This window comes from Cupriavidus sp. SS-3 (assembly GCF_035818815.1).
GTDB classification, from domain to species: domain Bacteria; phylum Pseudomonadota; class Gammaproteobacteria; order Burkholderiales; family Burkholderiaceae; genus Cupriavidus; species Cupriavidus taiwanensis_C.
Window position 1 is genome coordinate 144,565 of the sequence record NZ_JAYLVT010000016.1, and the last position, 16,255, is coordinate 160,819.

The 16,255-nt window shown below is 67.7% G+C and carries 18 protein-coding genes; 7 read left to right on the forward strand and 11 right to left on the reverse strand.

Annotation, left to right across the window (positions count from 1 at the left end; all coding sequences use genetic code 11):
* Positions 1–77 precede the first annotated feature (77 nt).
* The 4 genes from U9J39_RS22110 (at position 78) to U9J39_RS22125 (ending at position 3,892) form a co-directional block, all read left to right on the forward strand.
* Positions 78–1,298 (forward strand): globin domain-containing protein, encoded by a 1,221-nt coding sequence (locus U9J39_RS22110; RefSeq protein WP_115711181.1) that lies wholly within the window; start codon positions 78–80, stop codon positions 1,296–1,298.
* Positions 1,299–1,424: 126 nt separating this feature from the next.
* Positions 1,425–2,210, forward strand: coding sequence for a type II secretion system protein N (locus U9J39_RS22115; protein ID WP_116311855.1), 786 nt, complete (start codon positions 1,425–1,427; stop codon positions 2,208–2,210).
* A 154-nt stretch (positions 2,211–2,364) separates the two neighbouring features.
* Positions 2,365–2,985, forward strand: a complete 621-nt coding sequence (locus U9J39_RS22120; protein WP_115711178.1) for an EF-hand domain-containing protein — start codon at positions 2,365–2,367, stop codon at positions 2,983–2,985.
* 412 nt (positions 2,986–3,397) lie between these two features.
* Complete coding sequence (locus U9J39_RS22125; protein ID WP_010813460.1) at positions 3,398–3,892, forward strand: Lrp/AsnC family transcriptional regulator; 495 nt, start codon at positions 3,398–3,400, stop codon at positions 3,890–3,892.
* 88 nt (positions 3,893–3,980) lie between these two features.
* Here the strand turns inward: U9J39_RS22125 and U9J39_RS22130 are convergent, their stop codons facing one another.
* Complete coding sequence (locus tag U9J39_RS22130) at positions 3,981–4,679, reverse strand: GNAT family N-acetyltransferase (RefSeq protein WP_012354170.1); 699 nt, start codon at positions 4,677–4,679, stop codon at positions 3,981–3,983.
* 329 nt (positions 4,680–5,008) lie between these two features.
* Here U9J39_RS22130 and kefF point away from each other — a divergent pair, with 329 nt between their 5' ends.
* Both kefF and kefC read left to right on the forward strand, forming a co-directional pair.
* Entirely contained in the window at positions 5,009–5,563 is a 555-nt protein-coding gene (gene kefF, locus U9J39_RS22135; protein WP_326348061.1) for a glutathione-regulated potassium-efflux system oxidoreductase KefF, read from the forward strand.
* Positions 5,560–7,374, forward strand: coding sequence for a glutathione-regulated potassium-efflux system protein KefC (kefC, locus tag U9J39_RS22140; RefSeq protein WP_115711173.1), 1,815 nt, complete (start codon positions 5,560–5,562; stop codon positions 7,372–7,374). The genes kefF and kefC overlap by 4 nt, the downstream gene beginning before the upstream one ends.
* A gap of 27 nt (positions 7,375–7,401) precedes the next feature.
* Here kefC and U9J39_RS22145 read toward each other — a convergent pair whose 3' ends face one another.
* The 7 genes from U9J39_RS22145 to paaA form a co-directional block, all read right to left on the reverse strand.
* Entirely contained in the window at positions 7,402–8,019 is a 618-nt protein-coding gene (locus tag U9J39_RS22145; protein WP_018006092.1) for a TetR/AcrR family transcriptional regulator, read from the reverse strand.
* 10 nt (positions 8,020–8,029) lie between these two features.
* Positions 8,030–8,824: a DUF1835 domain-containing protein gene (locus U9J39_RS22150; protein WP_326348063.1), complete on the reverse strand. Its 795-nt coding sequence runs from the start codon at positions 8,822–8,824 to the stop codon at positions 8,030–8,032.
* Positions 8,825–9,019: 195 nt separating this feature from the next.
* Positions 9,020–10,117, reverse strand: a complete 1,098-nt coding sequence (paaE, locus tag U9J39_RS22155) for a 1,2-phenylacetyl-CoA epoxidase subunit PaaE (protein WP_326348065.1) — start codon at positions 10,115–10,117, stop codon at positions 9,020–9,022.
* Positions 10,118–10,141: 24 nt separating this feature from the next.
* The gene (gene paaD / locus U9J39_RS22160; protein ID WP_115711169.1) at positions 10,142–10,711 is read right to left on the reverse strand and encodes a 1,2-phenylacetyl-CoA epoxidase subunit PaaD; all 570 of its coding nucleotides are present in this window, start codon (positions 10,709–10,711) and stop codon (positions 10,142–10,144) included.
* A 43-nt stretch (positions 10,712–10,754) separates the two neighbouring features.
* Positions 10,755–11,606 (reverse strand): 1,2-phenylacetyl-CoA epoxidase subunit PaaC, encoded by an 852-nt coding sequence (paaC, locus tag U9J39_RS22165; protein ID WP_326348067.1) that lies wholly within the window; start codon positions 11,604–11,606, stop codon positions 10,755–10,757.
* A 10-nt stretch (positions 11,607–11,616) separates the two neighbouring features.
* Positions 11,617–11,904, reverse strand: coding sequence for a 1,2-phenylacetyl-CoA epoxidase subunit PaaB (gene paaB, locus U9J39_RS22170; RefSeq protein ID WP_012354162.1), 288 nt, complete (start codon positions 11,902–11,904; stop codon positions 11,617–11,619).
* A gap of 26 nt (positions 11,905–11,930) precedes the next feature.
* Positions 11,931–12,950 carry a 1,2-phenylacetyl-CoA epoxidase subunit PaaA gene (paaA, locus tag U9J39_RS22175; protein WP_326348069.1) on the reverse strand — a complete coding sequence of 340 codons (1,020 nt, stop codon included), beginning with the start codon at positions 12,948–12,950 and terminating at the stop codon, positions 11,931–11,933.
* Positions 12,951–13,157: 207 nt separating this feature from the next.
* Here paaA and U9J39_RS22180 point away from each other — a divergent pair, with 207 nt between their 5' ends.
* Positions 13,158–13,628, forward strand: coding sequence for a universal stress protein (locus tag U9J39_RS22180; RefSeq protein ID WP_326348070.1), 471 nt, complete (start codon positions 13,158–13,160; stop codon positions 13,626–13,628).
* Positions 13,629–13,642: 14 nt separating this feature from the next.
* Here the strand turns inward: U9J39_RS22180 and U9J39_RS22185 are convergent, their stop codons facing one another.
* From U9J39_RS22185 to U9J39_RS22195, 3 genes are all read right to left on the reverse strand, one after another.
* Entirely contained in the window at positions 13,643–13,921 is a 279-nt protein-coding gene (locus U9J39_RS22185) for a DUF1488 domain-containing protein (protein WP_078198172.1), read from the reverse strand.
* Positions 13,922–14,285: 364 nt separating this feature from the next.
* The gene (locus tag U9J39_RS22190; RefSeq protein WP_326348071.1) at positions 14,286–15,530 is read right to left on the reverse strand and encodes a nucleoside recognition domain-containing protein; all 1,245 of its coding nucleotides are present in this window, start codon (positions 15,528–15,530) and stop codon (positions 14,286–14,288) included.
* A 79-nt stretch (positions 15,531–15,609) separates the two neighbouring features.
* Positions 15,610–15,996, reverse strand: a complete 387-nt coding sequence (locus tag U9J39_RS22195) for a DUF488 domain-containing protein (RefSeq protein WP_115681339.1) — start codon at positions 15,994–15,996, stop codon at positions 15,610–15,612.
* Positions 15,997–16,255 lie beyond the last annotated feature (259 nt).

Below are 16,255 nucleotides of genomic sequence, written 5' to 3' on the forward strand. Positions count from 1 at the left end.
CGTGGCCGGCGAATGCCGGTTTTTTGTTGTCCAAAAACATGCATATTGTTTGCATGAATAAAACGGAGTGATACCTGATGCTGTCCGCCGCTTCCCGCCCCTATATCGATGCAAGCGTGCCCGTGCTGCGCGAGCATGGCCTGGCCATCACCACGCATTTCTACCGCGAGATGTTCGCCGACCGGCCCGAGTTGACCCAGCTGTTCAACATGGGCAACCAGGCCAACGGCAGCCAGCAGCAGTCGCTGGCGTCGGCGGTGTTCGCCTACGCCGCCAACATCGACAACGCGGCGGCGCTGGGGCCGGTGGTCGAGCGTATCGTGCACAAGCATGCGGCGGTGGGCATCACGCCCGCGCACTACCCGATCGTCGGCCGCCACCTGCTCGGCGCCATCTCCGCGGTGCTGGGCGAAGCCGCCACGCCGCCGCTGCTGGCGGCCTGGGACGAGGCCTACTGGCTGCTGGCAGGCGAGCTGATCGCCGCCGAGGCGCGCCTGTACCAGCGCACCGGCGTCGCCGCCGGCGAGCTGATGCCGGTGCGCGTGGTGCGACGCGAAGCGCAGGGCGGCCAGGTGGTGGCGCTGACGCTGGCGGCGGCCGACGGCCAGCCGCTGCGTGAGTTCCGCCCGGGCCAGTACATCAGCGTCGAGGCGCGCCTGGACGACGGCGCGCGCCAGCTGCGCCAGTACTCGCTGTCGGCCGAGGCCGGCCTGCCGACCTGGCGCATCTCGGTCAAGCGCGAGGACGGCGACCAGGCCACGCCGGCCGGCGCGGTGTCCAACTGGCTGCACGCCAACGCCCACGAGGGTACCGAGCTCAAGGTGAGCGCGCCGTTCGGCGAGTTCACGCCGGCGCTGGAAAGCCGCCGGCCGCTGGTGCTGCTGTCGGGCGGGATCGGCATCACGCCGATGCTGTCGGTGCTGCGCACGCTGGCCGCGCAAGGCTCGCAGCGGCCGGTGCTGTTCGCCCACGCCGCCCGTGACGGCCACCACCATGCCCATCGCGCCGACCTGCAATGGGCGCGCGAGCGCTTGCCGGGACTGGTCACGCACATCAGCTACGAATTCCCGCAAGCCGGCGACGCCGCAGGCCGCGATTACGACCACGCCGGCACCATGCCGCTGGCCGAGATGCTGCGCCAGCCCGAGCTGCAACGCTTCGTCGATGGCCGCTTCTACCTGTGCGGGCCGCTTGGCTTCATGCAGGCGCAGCGTCACGCGCTGCTCAGCGCGGGCGTGCCGGTGGCGCATATCGAGCGCGAAGTGTTCGGTCCCGACCTGCTGGACGACCTGCTTTAAGCGCCCGGGCCGGGCCGGCGGCAGCATCGCCGGCGCGGCAGACAGCGTCATGGGGCTCTGGTACGCTTGGCGCGTCCGCGCTCTCGCGCCATGACCCGCCGCGGCGGGTATCCAGGGTCCCGATCCATGCAATTGTCCCTCCGGCCTTCGTTCCGCTTCGATGCCTCCGCGCTGTGGCTGCCGCGCCTGGCCAGCGTGGTGCTGTTTATCGCGCTGTGCGCGCTGGTCACCTACTGGGTGCTGACGTTCAGTGCGATGCGGACCATCCCGGTGCCCAAGAGCGCGCGCGTGGCGCAGACCGAAGCGGTCGAGACCGGCGCGATCGCCACGCTGTTCGGCGGCTCGGCCCAGGCCGGCCCCAGCAACGTGCAGCTGCTCGGCGTGGTGGCCGAGCTCGGCGGTGGCGCCAGCGCGGCGATCGTCTCCATCGATGGCGGCCCGGCCAAGGCGGTGCGCATGGGTGCCGACCTGGCGCCGCAGATCCGGCTGGTGGAAGTGCGCCAGCGCGGCGTGGTGATCGAGCGCAATGGCGTGCGCCAGGAGATTGCCCTGCCGCTGCAGGCGGTTGCCACGCGCGGTTCGCCGCGTGCCGCCAGCCCGCTGCCGACCCCGCCCGCCGGCGCGGCGGCGCCCATGGCAACGCCCATGCCGCCGCCAGCGCAGGCCGCTGCGCAGCCCACGCCGGCCCAGCCGCCGCGCGGCCAGCCGCCAGGGCAACAGGCCCAGCCGCAGCCGCAAGCCCAGCCCCAGATCCAGCCACAAGTCCAGCCTCAGCCACAACCGGTCCAGCCGGCAACATCAGTCCAGCCGGCCCAGCCCCAGCCTCAACCCGTCGATCCGCGTCAGTACCAGCCCGGAATGTCGCCCGAGGCGGCGGATGAAGGGCAGATCGTGCCGAAAGCGCAGCCCTAGGCTCCCGGCGCATCGAATATTCGCGCTTGCTTGCGTTCCCTTACGCCGCTCCCGGCTTTCTGTGAGGCGGGTAACATCGTATTAAAAGCGCCAACTCCGCTGCATCGTCTGCGTTCTAATCCGTACATGCCAACGTGATGACAAGGAGCAAGACATGCAACGCAATCACAAGCCGCAGATCCTGAAACAGTTCCTGGCCGCCTCGGCCGCGCTGCTGGTCGCCGGCGGCGCCTTTGCCCAGGCCAGCGCTCCCGCCGCACCGGGCGCAGCACCGGCCGGCAAGCCCGGCATGGGCCACCACCACCGCCACCACGGCGGCGGCATGTGGATGAAGGCGATCGATACCGATGGCGACGGCGCCATTTCCAAGGCCGAGGCCGACGCGTGGTTCAACAAGCTCGATACCAACCGCGACGGCAAGATCGACAAGGCCGAGATGGACGCACAGCGCAAGGCCGCCATGGCCGAGCATCACGCGCGCATGCAGGCCGCCTTCGACGAGAAGTTCAAGGCCGCCGACAAGAACGGCGACGGCGCGCTGACCAAGGCCGAGGCCAACGCCGGCCTGCCGCGCCTGGCCAAGCGCTTCGACCAGCTCGACGCCAACCGCGACGGCAAGCTGACCCGCGATGAAATCCGCGCCGGCATGGAGAAGATGCACCGCGATCGTCCCCATCGCGGCGAGCGTGGCGAACGCGGCCCGCGCGGCCAGGCCGCCCCGGACAACCAGCCGGCGCCCGCCAACCCGGCCGCGCCGTCGACCAGCGGCGGCTGAACGGTCCCCGGTAGCGCCGCCCGAGCGCCGCTGCCGGCATACCGACCAAGCGCGCGAGCCTGAGGGCCGCGCGCTTTTTTTGTCCGTTCAGCGGACATCGTGGAGAACTCCGGGACAGGAACGCACTGGCGCGGACGCAAACGCCCGTAGAATGCCGCTTCCCCTGTTTGCCGGAACCTGCGCACCACCTCGCCCGTTCTCCGGTCAGCCGCGTCCGCGACACCCGGGCAGCGCCGCCAGACTGGGATTTGCCCGGCCCGAACGGCTGAAGCGCGAGTGACCGATAAGGCCGCCCACCCACTAAATCGGGCGCGGATCGGATGTAATTTCACAAAAAATTGCGTACTTGTGCACGGCTTGCTAAATTTGCGCAAAAAAATTGCCAATAAACATATTGCGGAGCAACAATATCGTGAGCAAGGTGGAGTTGGACAAGATCGACCGGAAGATCCTGGAAGTGCTGCAGACCAACGGCCGGTTGACCAACCTGGAGGTGGCCGAGCGCGTGAACCTGTCGCCCAGCCCCTGCCTGCGCCGCATCCGGCGGCTGGAAGAGATCGGCGTGATCCGGCAGTACGCGGCACTGCTTGAGCCCAACAAGATCGGACTCGGCCTGCTGGCCTATATCAATGTGCGGCTGGAAAAGCATGGCGGCGCGCCCAAGGGCAAGGCTCCGCTGGACCTGTTCCGCGCCTCGATCGCCGTTTGGCCGGAAGTGGCGGCGTGCCATGCCATGACCGGCGAGATGGACTTGCTGCTCAAGGTCTATGTCGAGGACATGGAGCACTTTGCGCGCTTCATGCAGGAACAGCTGCTGGCGCATCCATCGGTGATCGACGTGCGCTCGAGCTTTGCGCTGGAAAGCATCAAGGACACCACGGCGCTGCCGGTGGGCGGCGCGGCCTGAGCGGCGCGGCCCGGGCCGGCAACGCAAAACGGCGCATCGTTGCGATGCGCCGTTTTTGTCGATGCCGTGCGGACCGGGTTGCGGCCGCTCAGGCGGTATGCTTCTGCGGCACCATGGTGCGCCAGAAGCGCAGGCCGAAGCGGCGGGCGTCGCGCAGGTTGCGGCGCACCGCGTAGTCCAGGTCGGCGAGCTGCTCGTCCAGTGCCTCGCTCAGGCGGCTGGCGGTATCCGCCGGCGGCAGTTCGAGGTAGGCGTCAGCTTCGCCGTAGGCGTACTGGACCTTCATGCCGGCCTTCTTGGCGATATGCATCATCGCGGCGTTGCGCGACAGGCAGTGCATGTAGAGCGTGCGCACATTGGTATTGCGGCCATGGATGGCGGCACGCTCGAACAGCGCGCTGCCGATGCCGCGGCCGCGGGCGCTGCCCGACACCGACACGCCGAACTCCGCCACGCGACCCTGGGCGTTGTCGCGCAGGTTGGCGAAGTGGCCCACGCCGATCAGCTCGAGCTTGTCGTCGTAGACGCCGAACACGCTGTCGTGGTCGAAGTCGATGCTGTCGACATAGGCCTCGATCACGTGGTCACCCACCGACTGGCCGAAACGGAGCAGGCGATCCTCCTCGCCCAGGGCGAGGAAATGCTTCAGCAGGCGCGAGCGGTGGTGGGCCGACAGCTCGCGCACCAGGACGGTGGCGCGGTGGGCGGCTTGGGCGGCTTCGGCTGCCTTGCGTAGATCTTCGTCGGTCAGTGCGCCGACGGCCTTGCTCAGTTCGAGCGGGTTCACGATGATTCCTTCCGGTGCTGTCAGATAAAAAATAGGCACTGCGGTGGTGTTTTTCCAGGCACTTTTCCCCGAAACCGTGCGAGACTCGGGGAAACACCAACTTGATGCAGCACGAAAAGTATTGTAGTGGAATTGTCAGTTTGACGTAAGCATCCTGCGCCGCAGCAGAAACCTTTGCGGCCCCGTTGCGAAATAAATTTTAGTAAAAACAACGACTTAAAAAAATGTGATGAATTGTTGCGCGCCGTCAGGTGTGGATATGGTGCAACGCGGCAATTCACCGGCACCCTGCCGAACTCCGATCACCCAGACAGCCCTGACGTCTTTCAATGAAAGAGCCCCCAATCGTTGTGATCTACGCGCACCCGACGCCCAGCCGCTCGCGCGTGAACCGGCCGCTGGCCGACGCGCTGGACGGGCTGCCGCAGGTCCAGGTACGCGACCTCTACCGCAGCTATGTCGACTACGACGTCGATGTCGTCGCCGAGCAGCGCGTGCTGTCGGTGTCGGACACGATCGTGCTGCAGTTCCCGGTGCGCTGGTACAGCGTGCCGGCCCTGCTCAAGCTTTGGCTGGATGAAGTGCTCGAACCGGGCTGGGCCTATGGCCCGGGCGGCACCGCGCTGCGCGGCAAGTCGCTGCTGGCGGTGGTCAGCACCGGCGGCACGGCAGACGCGTACGGGCCGGAGGGCACGCATGGCCACCCGATCGCCGAATTCCTGCTGCCGCTGGAGCAGACCGCCCTGCTGTGCGGCATGACCTGGCTGCCGCCGGTGGTGCTGCACGACGCCAACAATGCCGACGCCCAGGCGCTGGCCGACCATATCGCCCACGTTTGCGGGCGGCTGGGGACGCATCCGGCGCCGGCGGAGGTGCAGGCATGAACCAGCATGATTTCCTGATTGCGCTGCTGGTGTTCCTGGTTGCGGCGGTGGTGGCGGTGCCGCTGGCGCGGCGCGGCGGACTGGGCGCGGTGCTGGGCTACCTGCTGGCCGGGGCGGCGATCGGGCCGTTCGCGCTGCGCCTGGTGACCGATGTCGAATCGATCCTGCACTTCTCCGAGTTTGGCGTGGTGCTGATGATGTTCGTGATCGGGCTGGAACTGGAGCCGCGCAAGCTGTGGGCGCTGCGGCGTAGCATTTTCGGCTACGGTGGCGCGCAGCTTGCCGCCTGCGCGCTGGTGATCGGGGTGGCCGCGGCGCTGGCCGGCGCGCCCTGGCAGGTGGCGCTGGTGGCGGGGCTGGGGCTGGCGCTGTCGTCCACCGCGATCGCGCTGGCGACGCTGACCGAGCGCAACCTGTTCGGCACGCCGGCCGGCGCCGCCAGCTTTGGCATCCTGCTGTTCCAGGACATCGCCGCGATCCCGATGATCGCGCTGCTGCCGCTGCTGGCCACGCAGGGCGCCGAAGGGACCGGCACCGGCGCGGCCGGCTGGCTCGCGGCGGGCAAGGCGGTGGCGGTCATCGGCGCGGTGGTGGCCGGCGGCCGCTACCTGGTGCGCCCGGCGCTGCGCTTCATCGCCCGCACCGACATGCGCGAGATGTTCACCGCCTTTGCGCTGCTGCTGGTGGTGGGCATCGCGCTGATGATGGACGCGGTCGGCCTGTCGATGGCGCTGGGCACTTTCCTGGCCGGCGTGCTGCTGGCCGATTCGGAATACCGCCACGCCCTCGAGGCGGACCTGGAGCCGTTCAAGGGCCTGCTGCTGGGGCTGTTCTTCATGGCGGTCGGCATGTCGATCGACTTTGCCGTGCTGGCGCGCTCCCCCTGGCTGGTGCTGGGCCTGGTGGCGGCCTTCGTGGTGGCCAAGACCGCGGTGCTGGCGCTGCTGGCGCGGTATTTTGCGATTGCCCGCGGCCAGCGCCTGCTGTTCGCGCTGCTGATCTCGCAGGGCGGGGAGTTCGCCTTCGTGGTGTTCGGCGTCGCCGGCGGCGCCGGGCTGCTGCCGCGCGAGACCGAGGCCTTGCTGGTGCTGGTGGTGGCGCTGTCGATGGTGGCCACGCCGTTGCTGCTGCTGGCCTATGACCGGCTGGTGGCGCCCCGCATCGGCGCCGGCAAGGCGCGGCCGGACGAAGTCATCACGCCGCAGCACAACCCGGTGCTGATCGCCGGCTTCGGGCGCTTCGGCCAGATCATCGGGCGGCTGCTGTACACCCAGGGCGTGGGCGTGACGGTGCTGGACCACGATCCGGACCAGATCGAATTTTTGCGCCAGTACGGCTTCAAGGTCTTCTATGGCGACGCCACCCGGCTGGACCTGCTGGAGGCCGCCGGCATTGCCGACGCGCGCATCCTGGTGGTGGCCATCGACAGCATGGACGACAGCCTGGCGCTGATCGACCGCGTGCGCGAGCGCTTCCCCGATCTGCAGATCTATGCCCGCGCGCGCCACGTCTCGCATGTCTACCAGCTCAAGGACCGCGGCGTGCAGCTGTTCGAGCGCGAGATGTTCGAGGGCTCGCTGATGCTGGGCCGGCGCGTGCTGGAAGGGCTGGGCTTCGACCCCGGCGAGGCGCGCAACGTGGCGCTGCGGTTCCGGCGCCACAACATCGAGGCGATCGACCGCTTCTACCCGCACTACACCGACCAGAAGAAGCTGGTCTCGCTGGCGCGCCAGGCGCGCGACGAGCTGGAAGAGATGTTCCGCCAGGACCGCGAGCAGCGGCGCCAGCGTGAAGAGGCCGAGTGGATGTAGGCGCGGGCGTGGCCCGGCGTGGCCGGCCTAGCGGCCGGCGGCAGCGCGGCCGGGCAGGCCGCCTTCGAGCAGGTCGACCACCATCTCGGCAAAGTCAGCGTACGAGAGCCGGCCGCCCGGCTTGAGCCAGGTGAAGGTCCAGTTGATCATGCCGAAGATGGTCATGGTCAGCGCGGTCTGGTTTTCGCGCGTGACGCGCTCCGGGTAGGCGCGGCGCAGCAGGCGCGAGAACGCCGCGACCACGTCGCGCTCGCGGCCCAGGATCAGGTCGCGCTGGGTCTCGGCCAGGAACTTGACGTCGTTGATCAGCGCGATATGGCGCGTCTGCGAAGTCTCGTATTCGGCCAGGAACGCGCGGATCAGGTTGCCGAAGGCGTCCTTGTCGGTGCGCGCATGGCGCTCGGCGTCGGCTTCGACCTCGGTGACGAGCAGCATCAGCCGGCGCGTGTAGCGGTCCAGCAGGTCGAACAGGATCGCTTCCTTGCTCTCGTAGTAGTGGTACAGCCGCGCTTTTGAGGTGCCGCAGGCGGCGGCCAGGTCGGCCATCGAGGTGCTGGGGTAGCTGCTGTTGGCAAAGGCGGCGGCGGCCAGGTCCAGGATCTGTTCGCGCTGCGCCTCGAAATCGGGTGCCTTGGTACGGGCCATATATTCTTGTTTATTCGCCCCCGCCGCCGGCATGGCGGCGCAGCTCACAGGTGTCGAGCGAGTCGGCGTTGCCGCGCAGCACCAGCTGCCCCATGGCGATCAGTTCGCGGCAGCGCCAGAACACGAACCAGTCGCTGGCCAGCAGGCCCTCGATCGCGCCCATCACGCTGCTCACCACCTGCGCCGCGGGGGTCCATTCGGCCGGGGCGCGCTCCATGATGATGTCGTCAATGGTGCGGTAGGCCGCCGGCACCAGGGTGTTGCCCTTCCACAGCCGCACGTCGGCGTTTTCCTTGACGTTCTGCTGCCATTCGTAACCCAGGCGCCCCAGCCGCAGCACCGAGACCGGCGCGATGGTGGAGAAGCGCCGCGCCAGCCGCGCCGGCGAGTACATGCCGATGGCAGCCAGGTTGCCCTGCGCGGGCATTTCCAGTTCGCGCAGGTCCATCGCGACCTCGTTGATCCGCTGCGGCGCCTGGTACAGGTGGAACACCACCCGGCGCAGCATCAACTGGTCCGCCGCGCTCTGGCCGTGCCAGATCGCCACTTCCATGTCGTCCTGCCGCAGCGCCAGCAACTGGTCCAGCGCCTGGCGCATCTCGGCGGCGAAGTCGATGTCGGTGTGCGGGGCGACGCGCTGCCAGAATCCGGAGCGGATCATCCCGGCGCTGTCGATGTCCGCCAGCGGCCCGACGGCGAGATCGTCGCGCAGCACCACGACAGGATCCGGCCGCGCCGCCTGGGCCAGCGCCTGGCGCAGGGTCGTGCCTGCTACATCACCGTTGACGACGTGGATATATTGCATGGCCGTGATTGTATATGGGTGGGGCGGTTCGCTGGCGCCGCCGCGGCGGCGGCGCGACAGCTGCCCGCACCGCGCGCCTGATCACCCGCCTGCAAGCATCGCGCCAGCAGGGCGCCGCCTGCCGCCATTGTAGTCACGGCCCGTGCTGGCCAATGTCGGCGATTGTCTGACGACGCACGCGACGGCGCGCCGGGATCAGCGTTCGTCGTAGCTGACCACCACCCGCGGCGTCAGCGCGCGTGCCTGGCAGGTAAGCACGAAGCCCTTGTCCATCTCCCAGGGCTCGAGCGTGTAGTTCTTTTCCATCTCGACCTTGCCTTCCAGCACCTTGGCCCGGCAGGTGCAACAGACACCGCCCTTGCAGGCGTAGGGCAGGTCCAGCCCGGCGGCCAGCGCGGTGTCGAGCACGTTGCCGTCCTCCAGCGGCAGGCGCATGCTGTGCTGCTTGCCATCGAGCACCACCACCAGCTCCGCCGTGCCGGCATGGTCAGCGTGCGCGTCATGGGCGGCGGCCGGCTTGCGCCGGGTCGGTGCCAGCGGCACCCCGAAGCGCTCGGCGTGGATGCGATGCGGGTCCAGGCCCGCATCGCGCAGCGCCGCTTCCACCTCGTCGATCATCGAGGCCGGCCCGCACACGAAGGCCGCGTCGATATCGTCGACCGGGATCAGCGTCTGCAGGAAGGCCGTCACCCGGGCGTGGTCGAGCCGGCCATGCAGCAGGTCTACTTCCTGCGGCTGGCGCGACAGCACGTGATAGAGCGTGAAGCGCGCCAGGTACTGGTTCTTCAGGTCCTCCAGCGCTTCGGAAAAGATGATGCTGTCGACATTGCGGTTGCCATAAACCAGCGTAAAGCGGCTGTGTGGCTCGGCCTGCAGCGTGGTGCGGACCAGCGACAGCACCGGGGTGATGCCGCTGCCGGCGGCAAAGGCGACATAGTGGCGCGCGGCATCGGCATCCAGCGGCACGTGGAAGCGCCCGTCGGGCGTCATCACATCGATCACCTGCCCGGGGGCGATGGAATCGTGCAGATGGCTGGAAAACAGCCCGTCCTCCACCAGCTTGACCGCGACCCGCAATTCGCCATGCACGTCATAGTCCTGCACCGCCGAGCAGATCGAGTAGGAGCGCCGCAGGTCCTTGCCGTCGACCGGTGCCTTCAGCGTCAGGAACTGGCCTTGCGTAAACCGGTAGGCATCGCGCAACGCGTCCGGGACCTCGAACGCGATCGAGATGGTGTCGGCGGTCTCGGGGCGCACCTGCGCCACGCGCAGCGGGTGGAACTGTGGAGTCATGGCAGCCTGGCTCGGCCCGGGGGCTCAGTAGGGTTTGAAATAGTCGAACGGCTCGCGGCAGTCCAGGCACCGGTACAGCGCCTTGCAGGCAGTCGAGGCAAAGCGCGAGATCTCCTGCGTATGGACGCTGCCGCAGCGTGGACAGGGCACGGCATCGGGCGCGCCGGCACGCGCGGCGCGCGGCACGAAGCGCAGCGGCTGCGTCCCGGCCGGGGTGCCACACTGTCCCGGCGGCGCGATGCCAAACGCGCGCAGCCGCTCGCGCGCGGCCGGCGTGATCCAGTCCGTGGTCCAGGCCGGCGCCAGCACGGTGCGGATGCGCCAGGGCGCCAGCCCGGCGCGGTCCAGCGCGTGGCCGATGTCCTCGCCGATCTGCGACATCGCCGGGCAGCCGGAATAGGTGGGCGTGATGACGATTTCCAGCACGCCGTCCGGCGCCGCTGCCACCTCGCGCAGGATGCCCAGTTCGCGGATCGACACCACCGGGATCTCCGGGTCCGGCACCGCCTCGAGCGCCGCCCACGCGCGCGCGAGGCGCGCGTCGGTGGCCCCTGCGTTGTCCACGTGATGGGATGGAAGGGCGGTGACGTTCATGTGGATCGGGCCTTTGCGATGAAGCGTGCGCTCACTAGTGTGCTCACCATTGCGCGCCCGGATGGGCCCGCGCCAGCCCCTGCATCTCGCCCAGCAGGTAGCTCATGTGTTCCGAATGCACGCCATGCTTGCCGGCCGAGACAAAGCCGGTGGCTGGCGGCAATGCGAGCGTGGCCGCCTGCAGCGTCTCGGCGACGGTGGCGTCCCAGGCCGGGCGCAGCGTGGCGGTGACCACGCCGATGCCCTGCGCGGCGGCGTCGCTTTCGACCGCGTCCTCCGCAAAGCACTCGTTCATATACGGCAGCAGGTGTTCCAGCGCGCGCTGCATGCGCGCGTGCGAGGCCTCGGTGCCGTCGCCCAGCCGCACCATCCAGCCGGCGGCGTGGTGCAGGTGATAGCGCGCCTCCTTGATCGCCTTGGCGGCGATTGCGGCCAGCTGTTCGTCCCGGCTGGCGTGCAAGGCCTGCCAGAGTTCGACCATCAGCGCGCTGTAAAGGAAGTTGCGCACGATGGTGACGGCGTAGTCGCGTTCGGCGGCGGCGTTGCCCGCCAGCGGGCCGCGATGCGGCAGTTCCATCAGCGTCCAGTTGCGGAACTCGCGCTCCGCGCGCCAGTAGGCGTAGTCATCTTCATGGCGGGGCAGGCCGGTTAGCTCGCCCTCGAGTTCGCCGGCGCGGCCATACAGCAGTCGCGCCTGGCCGATCAGGTCGAGGCTGATATTGGCCAGCGCGATGTCTTCTTCCAGCACCGGCCCATGGCCGCACCATTCGGCATTGCGCTGGCCGAGGATCAGGGCGTTGTCGGCCAGGCGCAGCACGTAGCGCAGCGCGGCGGTGCGGGCCGGTGGCAGGTGGTCGATCGAAGCGGGCACGGCGGGCTGTGGTGACGCGGTCATCGTGCGGGCCTTACATGTGGTTGACTTCGTCGGGCAGCTGGTAGAACGTCGGATGCCGGTAGATCTTGTCGGCCATCGGGTCGAACAGCTCCGGCTTTTCCTCGGGCACGCTGGCGGTGATCGCCGCGGAGGGCACCACCCAGATCGACACGCCTTCCTGGCGCCGCGTATAGACGTCGCGCGCCATGTGCAGCGCCTGCTGCGCGTCGGCCGCGTGCAGGCTGCCGCAATGCTTGTGTTCCAGGCCTTGCTTGCTGCGCACGAACACTTCCCACAGTGGCCATTCCTTGCGTTGCATCGTGGTCTCCTCGGCGATGTCAGGGGTCAGGCGGCGGCGCGACCGGCGCCGGATTCGCGTTCGGCCAGCTTGGCGGCGTGCGCCAGCGCGGCTTCGCGCACCCAGGCGCCGTCCTCGTGCGCCTTCACGCGGGTGGCCAAACGTTCCTTGTTGCACGGGCCGTCGCCATTGAGGACACGCCAGAATTCATCCCAGTCCAGCGGGCTGTAGTCGTAGTGGCCGCGTTCGGCATTCCATTGCAGGCCGGGGTCGGGCAGGGTCACGCCCAGCACGCGCGCCTGCTCGACGGTGGCGTCGACAAACTTCTGGCGCAGGTCGTCGTTGGAGATGCGCTTGATGCCCCAGGCCATGGTCTGGGCGCTGTTGGTCGAGGCCGCATCGGGCGGGCCGAACATCATCAGCACCGGGAACCACCAGCGGTTGACCGCGTCCTGCACCATCTCGCGCTGCGCGTCGGTGCCGCGCATCATGGCCAGCAGCGCGTCGAAGCCCTGACGCTGGTGGAACGACTCTTCCTTGCAGATGCGGATCATGGCGCGCGCATACGGCCCGTAGGAGCAGCGGCACAACGGGATCTGGTTCATGATCGCGGCGCCATCGACCAGCCAGCCGATCACGCCCACGTCGGCCCAGGTCAGCGTCGGGTAATTGAAGATCGACGAATACTTGGCCTTGCCGCTGTGCAGCGCATCGACCAGGTCGTCGCGCGACGCATCCAGGGTCTCGGCCGCCGAATACAGGTAGAGCCCGTGGCCGCCTTCATCCTGGACCTTGGCCAGCAGGATCGCCTTGCGCTTGAGCGACGGCGCCCGGCTGATCCAGTTGCCCTCCGGCAGCATGCCGACGATCTCGGAGTGCGCGTGCTGCGAGATCTGCCGCACCAGGGTCTTGCGGTAGGCCTGCGGCATCCAGTCCTGCGGCTCGATCTTGCCGTCGGCGGCCATGCAGGCATCGAATGCTGCCTGGCGGGCGGCTTCATCGGGGGGCGCGCTGGCCTGTGCTGCATCGGCGTGCTGGCCGGGCAGGTCAAGACTCTGCGTGTACATAGCGTCTCCTCTGGCGGGGGGGCGCCGCGCCAAATCGGTCCGGCGTGGCTGGCCCTATTATATATAAGCCGACCGGTCGGTCAATTAAAGCGGGTGTGCCCGCCGGTGGGTCTGTGTCGGCGCATGACGCCGGCTTCGCCCGATGTGTACTATCCAAGACAGGCGGCCCCCGCGCCGCATCTCTCTTCGATCGACGGAGGTACGCTCATGACAAGCGCGGCATACAGCAAGATCGTGGTGGCGGTGGACGGCAGCAGCACGTCAGACCTAGCGGTTGACGAAGCCATTCGCGTGGCATCGCCAGGCGGCGCCACCGTGCTGGCGCTCTATGTGGTCGATACCGGCACGCCGATGTTCGACGCCGGCTACTACGACCCAAGCCAGTTGCAGAAGGCATTCGAGGAAAGCGGGCAGCGCGCCCTGCAGGACGCAGCACGGCGCCTGGCTGGTGCCGGCGTCACGCACGAAACCCAACTCGTGACCGCGGCTGCGGTGCCTGGGGACATTGGTGCTTCCATCAATGAGGCCGCATGCCAATGGGGAGCAGACCTGTTGGTAATCGGCACGCATGGCCGTCGCGGCGTGCGCCGGCTGGTGCTGGGCAGCGTGGCCGAAGCGGTGATCCGCCAGTCCACCGTGCCGGTGCTGCTGGTGCGCGGCGAAGCGAAAGCCGATTGAAGCGCCCCTGAAGCTCAGCCCGCAAAGCGGAAGTGGCCGCTGCGCAGCACGATTTCGCGCGCCTCGGTGAGCTCGAACAGGCTTTCGGCCAGGCGTTCGATGCGCTGGCGGTTACTGGTGAAGGCCGCCACCAGATCTTCCTCGCGCGGCGAGCGCGCGCCGAAATGGGCTTCGAGGGCCTCGGCGGTGACGGAATACAAGGTGGGACTGCCGTTGACCGTCGCGGGGCAGGACAGCGTCAGGCTGGCTGCACAGTAGGTGGGGAGGCTGCGAGGGAACGTGATGTCTGGCATGGCGTGCCTCGGGCTGGCGGCGGACGTATCCAATCAATATAGGCCAAGTCGGCATTCCGTAAAGCCCCGCGCCAAGATGCCCGTCCATACGATGTTTCCCTCGTCGCCGATGTTCCGCGGACCTGCCATGGCTTGGCCTTTGGGCCCCCCGTTGTTGCGATGCGGAAATCCATCGCGGCAGTGGCTGCATACGGACGAAAAAAAACCCACGCAGGTTGTGCGTGGGTTGGAATCCACCGAGGTGGTGGAGGAGACAGACTTCACTATACATGCTTTGTTGCGACGCACCAAGTGCAATGTGTCAATGTACGATGATGCGCACAATATTGTTGTAAGGCGGCAACAAACCGACACCCCAGGGCGGTCAGCGGAATAGATATGCGGCGCCAACGGCACAAACAATGCCGGCCGCGTCCGCAACCAGCGCGCAGCCAAGCGCGTGGCGCGTGTTGCGCACATTGATGCTTCCGAAATAGACCGCCAGTACATAGAAGGTCGTTTCTGTCGAACCCTGAATAATCGCCGCCAGGCGTCCCTGGAAGGAATCGACGCCATAAGTGGTCATCACGTCCACCATCAACCCGCGCGCCCCGGCACCGGACAGGATCTTCATCAGCCCGACCGGCAGCGCCGGGACAAAGTCGGTGTTGACGCCCAGCATCGCGAAACCGTGCATGAGCCAGCGCATCAGCACGTCCATGCAACCGGCAGCGCGGAACAGCCCAATGGCGATCAGGATCGCAACCAGATAGGGAATGATCTGCACCGCGACGCCGAAGCCTTCCTTGGCGCCGTCGATAAACGCCTCATACACATTGACCCGGCGCAGCGCGCCGCAAATCAGGAAGAGAGTGATCAAGGACAGGATGAAGCCGGCTCCAGCCAGCGCCGTCACGGTGCCAACCTGCTCGGGCGGCGCATGCTGCAACCACGCGAACATTGCCCCCAGCAACGCGATCACCATTCCGAACATCACCAGCACCGCGGGCCGCAGCAGGTTGATCCGCTGGACCCACGCCACCGCGAGCAATCCGGCCAGGCAGGCGCCGCCTGTGGCCAGCAGCGTCGGCAAGAAGATGTCGGCGGCGTTGAAGCCGACCAGGCCCTGCTTGACTGCGATAGCCTGGCGGATGGCGATGACCGAAGTCGGGATCAGCGTCAGCCCGGCAGAGTTCAGCACGATGAACATGATCTGGGCGTCGGTGGCGACGTCCGGGCGCCGGTTCAGCGTCTGCAGCTCGCGCATGGCGTTCAGACCCAGCGGCGTGGCGGCGTTGTCGAGCCCGAGCAGGTTGGCCGACACGTTCATCATCATCGCGCCCTGTGCCGGGTGGCCCTGGGGCACCCCGGGAAAGAAGTGCCGCAGCAGCGGGTTCACCAGCCGGGCAAACGCGTCGACGACGCCGGCGCGCTCGCCAATACGCATGATGCCCAGCCATAGGCTCATTACCCCGGCCAGTCCGAGCGCGATCTCGAAGGCGGTGCGGGCGCTGTCGAATAGGCCGCCGAGCATCGCCGGAAAGACGGCGAGGTCACCCTGCGCCACACGGACGCAGGCGGCGGCGAAGGAAATCAGAAAGAAGCCGAGCCAGACTACGTTCAGCGCCATCGGAAAATTGGGAAGCGGGAAAAAAGAGAGCGGAAAAGCGTGAAAACAAAGCCGGGAAGATCCCGGCACGTCGCGCAACTCAGTCGATCACGGCCCCGCGCTCCGCGAGCAACTCGCGCAGGACGGAGCGGTGGCAACGCGCTTCGTCCTCGCAATAGCAGCCCACCGAGAAATTGGTCTGGTGCGACAGCGCCGCCAGCAGGTCCAGCGTGCGGCTGGCGTCCGGCTCGGCCATTTCCTTGCGGAAATGCCGCACGAAGGCGCGCCATTGCTTGTCGTCGGTCGCATGCAGCGCCTGGGCGACGAGTTCTGGTGACGGAGAAAGGGCCGGATACCAGACATCATAGTAATCGCGGCTCGCAAACTCCGATTTGGGCACGCCCCGCGGCGGCCGGCGTACAGTACCGACGCGCAGTCCTTCGTCAGCCGCGCGCGGTGTACCCAATCTTACGATTCTGATGGTCATGAGGATCCCGGTTTGGCTCTGGCCGCCATGCAGAGCCGCGGCGGCGGTGTGCCTGCTTCGCTCCAGCCCCAGATCATGAATCATGGTGCTGCGGCTGACAAACTGTGCTCATTGTCGTGCGCATTGGGCAGGTCTTTCCGGCGTCATCGAATTATTTCGTGGGACCGCTTGCAAACCTCGCTGCGCTCGCTTACTATTCGCCCCCTCGCAACACGACGCGGCACCTGCAAGGCAGGCGCAGCAAGGGATGCGGGGTCGA

What these genes read in the sequence shown, in the direction of transcription:
- paaC (WP_326348067.1), bottom strand. Translation starts at nt 11,606, where the DNA reads ATGACCGCGTCACCACAGCCCGCCGTGCCCGCTTCGATCGACCACCTG.
- kefF (WP_326348061.1), top strand. Translation starts at nt 5,009, where the DNA reads ATGAAAGAGCCCCCAATCGTTGTGATCTACGCGCACCCGACGCCCAGC.
- paaA (WP_326348069.1), bottom strand. Translation starts at nt 12,950, where the DNA reads ATGTACACGCAGAGTCTTGACCTGCCCGGCCAGCACGCCGATGCAGCA.
- U9J39_RS22145 (WP_018006092.1), bottom strand. Translation starts at nt 8,019, where the DNA reads ATGGCCCGTACCAAGGCACCCGATTTCGAGGCGCAGCGCGAACAGATC.
- U9J39_RS22110 (WP_115711181.1), top strand. Translation starts at nt 78, where the DNA reads ATGCTGTCCGCCGCTTCCCGCCCCTATATCGATGCAAGCGTGCCCGTG.
- U9J39_RS22150 (WP_326348063.1), bottom strand. Translation starts at nt 8,824, where the DNA reads ATGCAATATATCCACGTCGTCAACGGTGATGTAGCAGGCACGACCCTG.
- paaD (WP_115711169.1), bottom strand. Translation starts at nt 10,711, where the DNA reads ATGAACGTCACCGCCCTTCCATCCCATCACGTGGACAACGCAGGGGCC.
- paaB (WP_012354162.1), bottom strand. Translation starts at nt 11,904, where the DNA reads ATGCAACGCAAGGAATGGCCACTGTGGGAAGTGTTCGTGCGCAGCAAG.
- U9J39_RS22185 (WP_078198172.1), bottom strand. Translation starts at nt 13,921, where the DNA reads ATGCCAGACATCACGTTCCCTCGCAGCCTCCCCACCTACTGTGCAGCC.
- U9J39_RS22120 (WP_115711178.1), top strand. Translation starts at nt 2,365, where the DNA reads ATGCAACGCAATCACAAGCCGCAGATCCTGAAACAGTTCCTGGCCGCC.
- U9J39_RS22180 (WP_326348070.1), top strand. Translation starts at nt 13,158, where the DNA reads ATGACAAGCGCGGCATACAGCAAGATCGTGGTGGCGGTGGACGGCAGC.
- U9J39_RS22115 (WP_116311855.1), top strand. Translation starts at nt 1,425, where the DNA reads ATGCAATTGTCCCTCCGGCCTTCGTTCCGCTTCGATGCCTCCGCGCTG.
- paaE (WP_326348065.1), bottom strand. Translation starts at nt 10,117, where the DNA reads ATGACTCCACAGTTCCACCCGCTGCGCGTGGCGCAGGTGCGCCCCGAG.
- U9J39_RS22195 (WP_115681339.1), bottom strand. Translation starts at nt 15,996, where the DNA reads ATGACCATCAGAATCGTAAGATTGGGTACACCGCGCGCGGCTGACGAA.
- kefC (WP_115711173.1), top strand. Translation starts at nt 5,560, where the DNA reads ATGAACCAGCATGATTTCCTGATTGCGCTGCTGGTGTTCCTGGTTGCG.
- U9J39_RS22190 (WP_326348071.1), bottom strand. Translation starts at nt 15,530, where the DNA reads ATGGCGCTGAACGTAGTCTGGCTCGGCTTCTTTCTGATTTCCTTCGCC.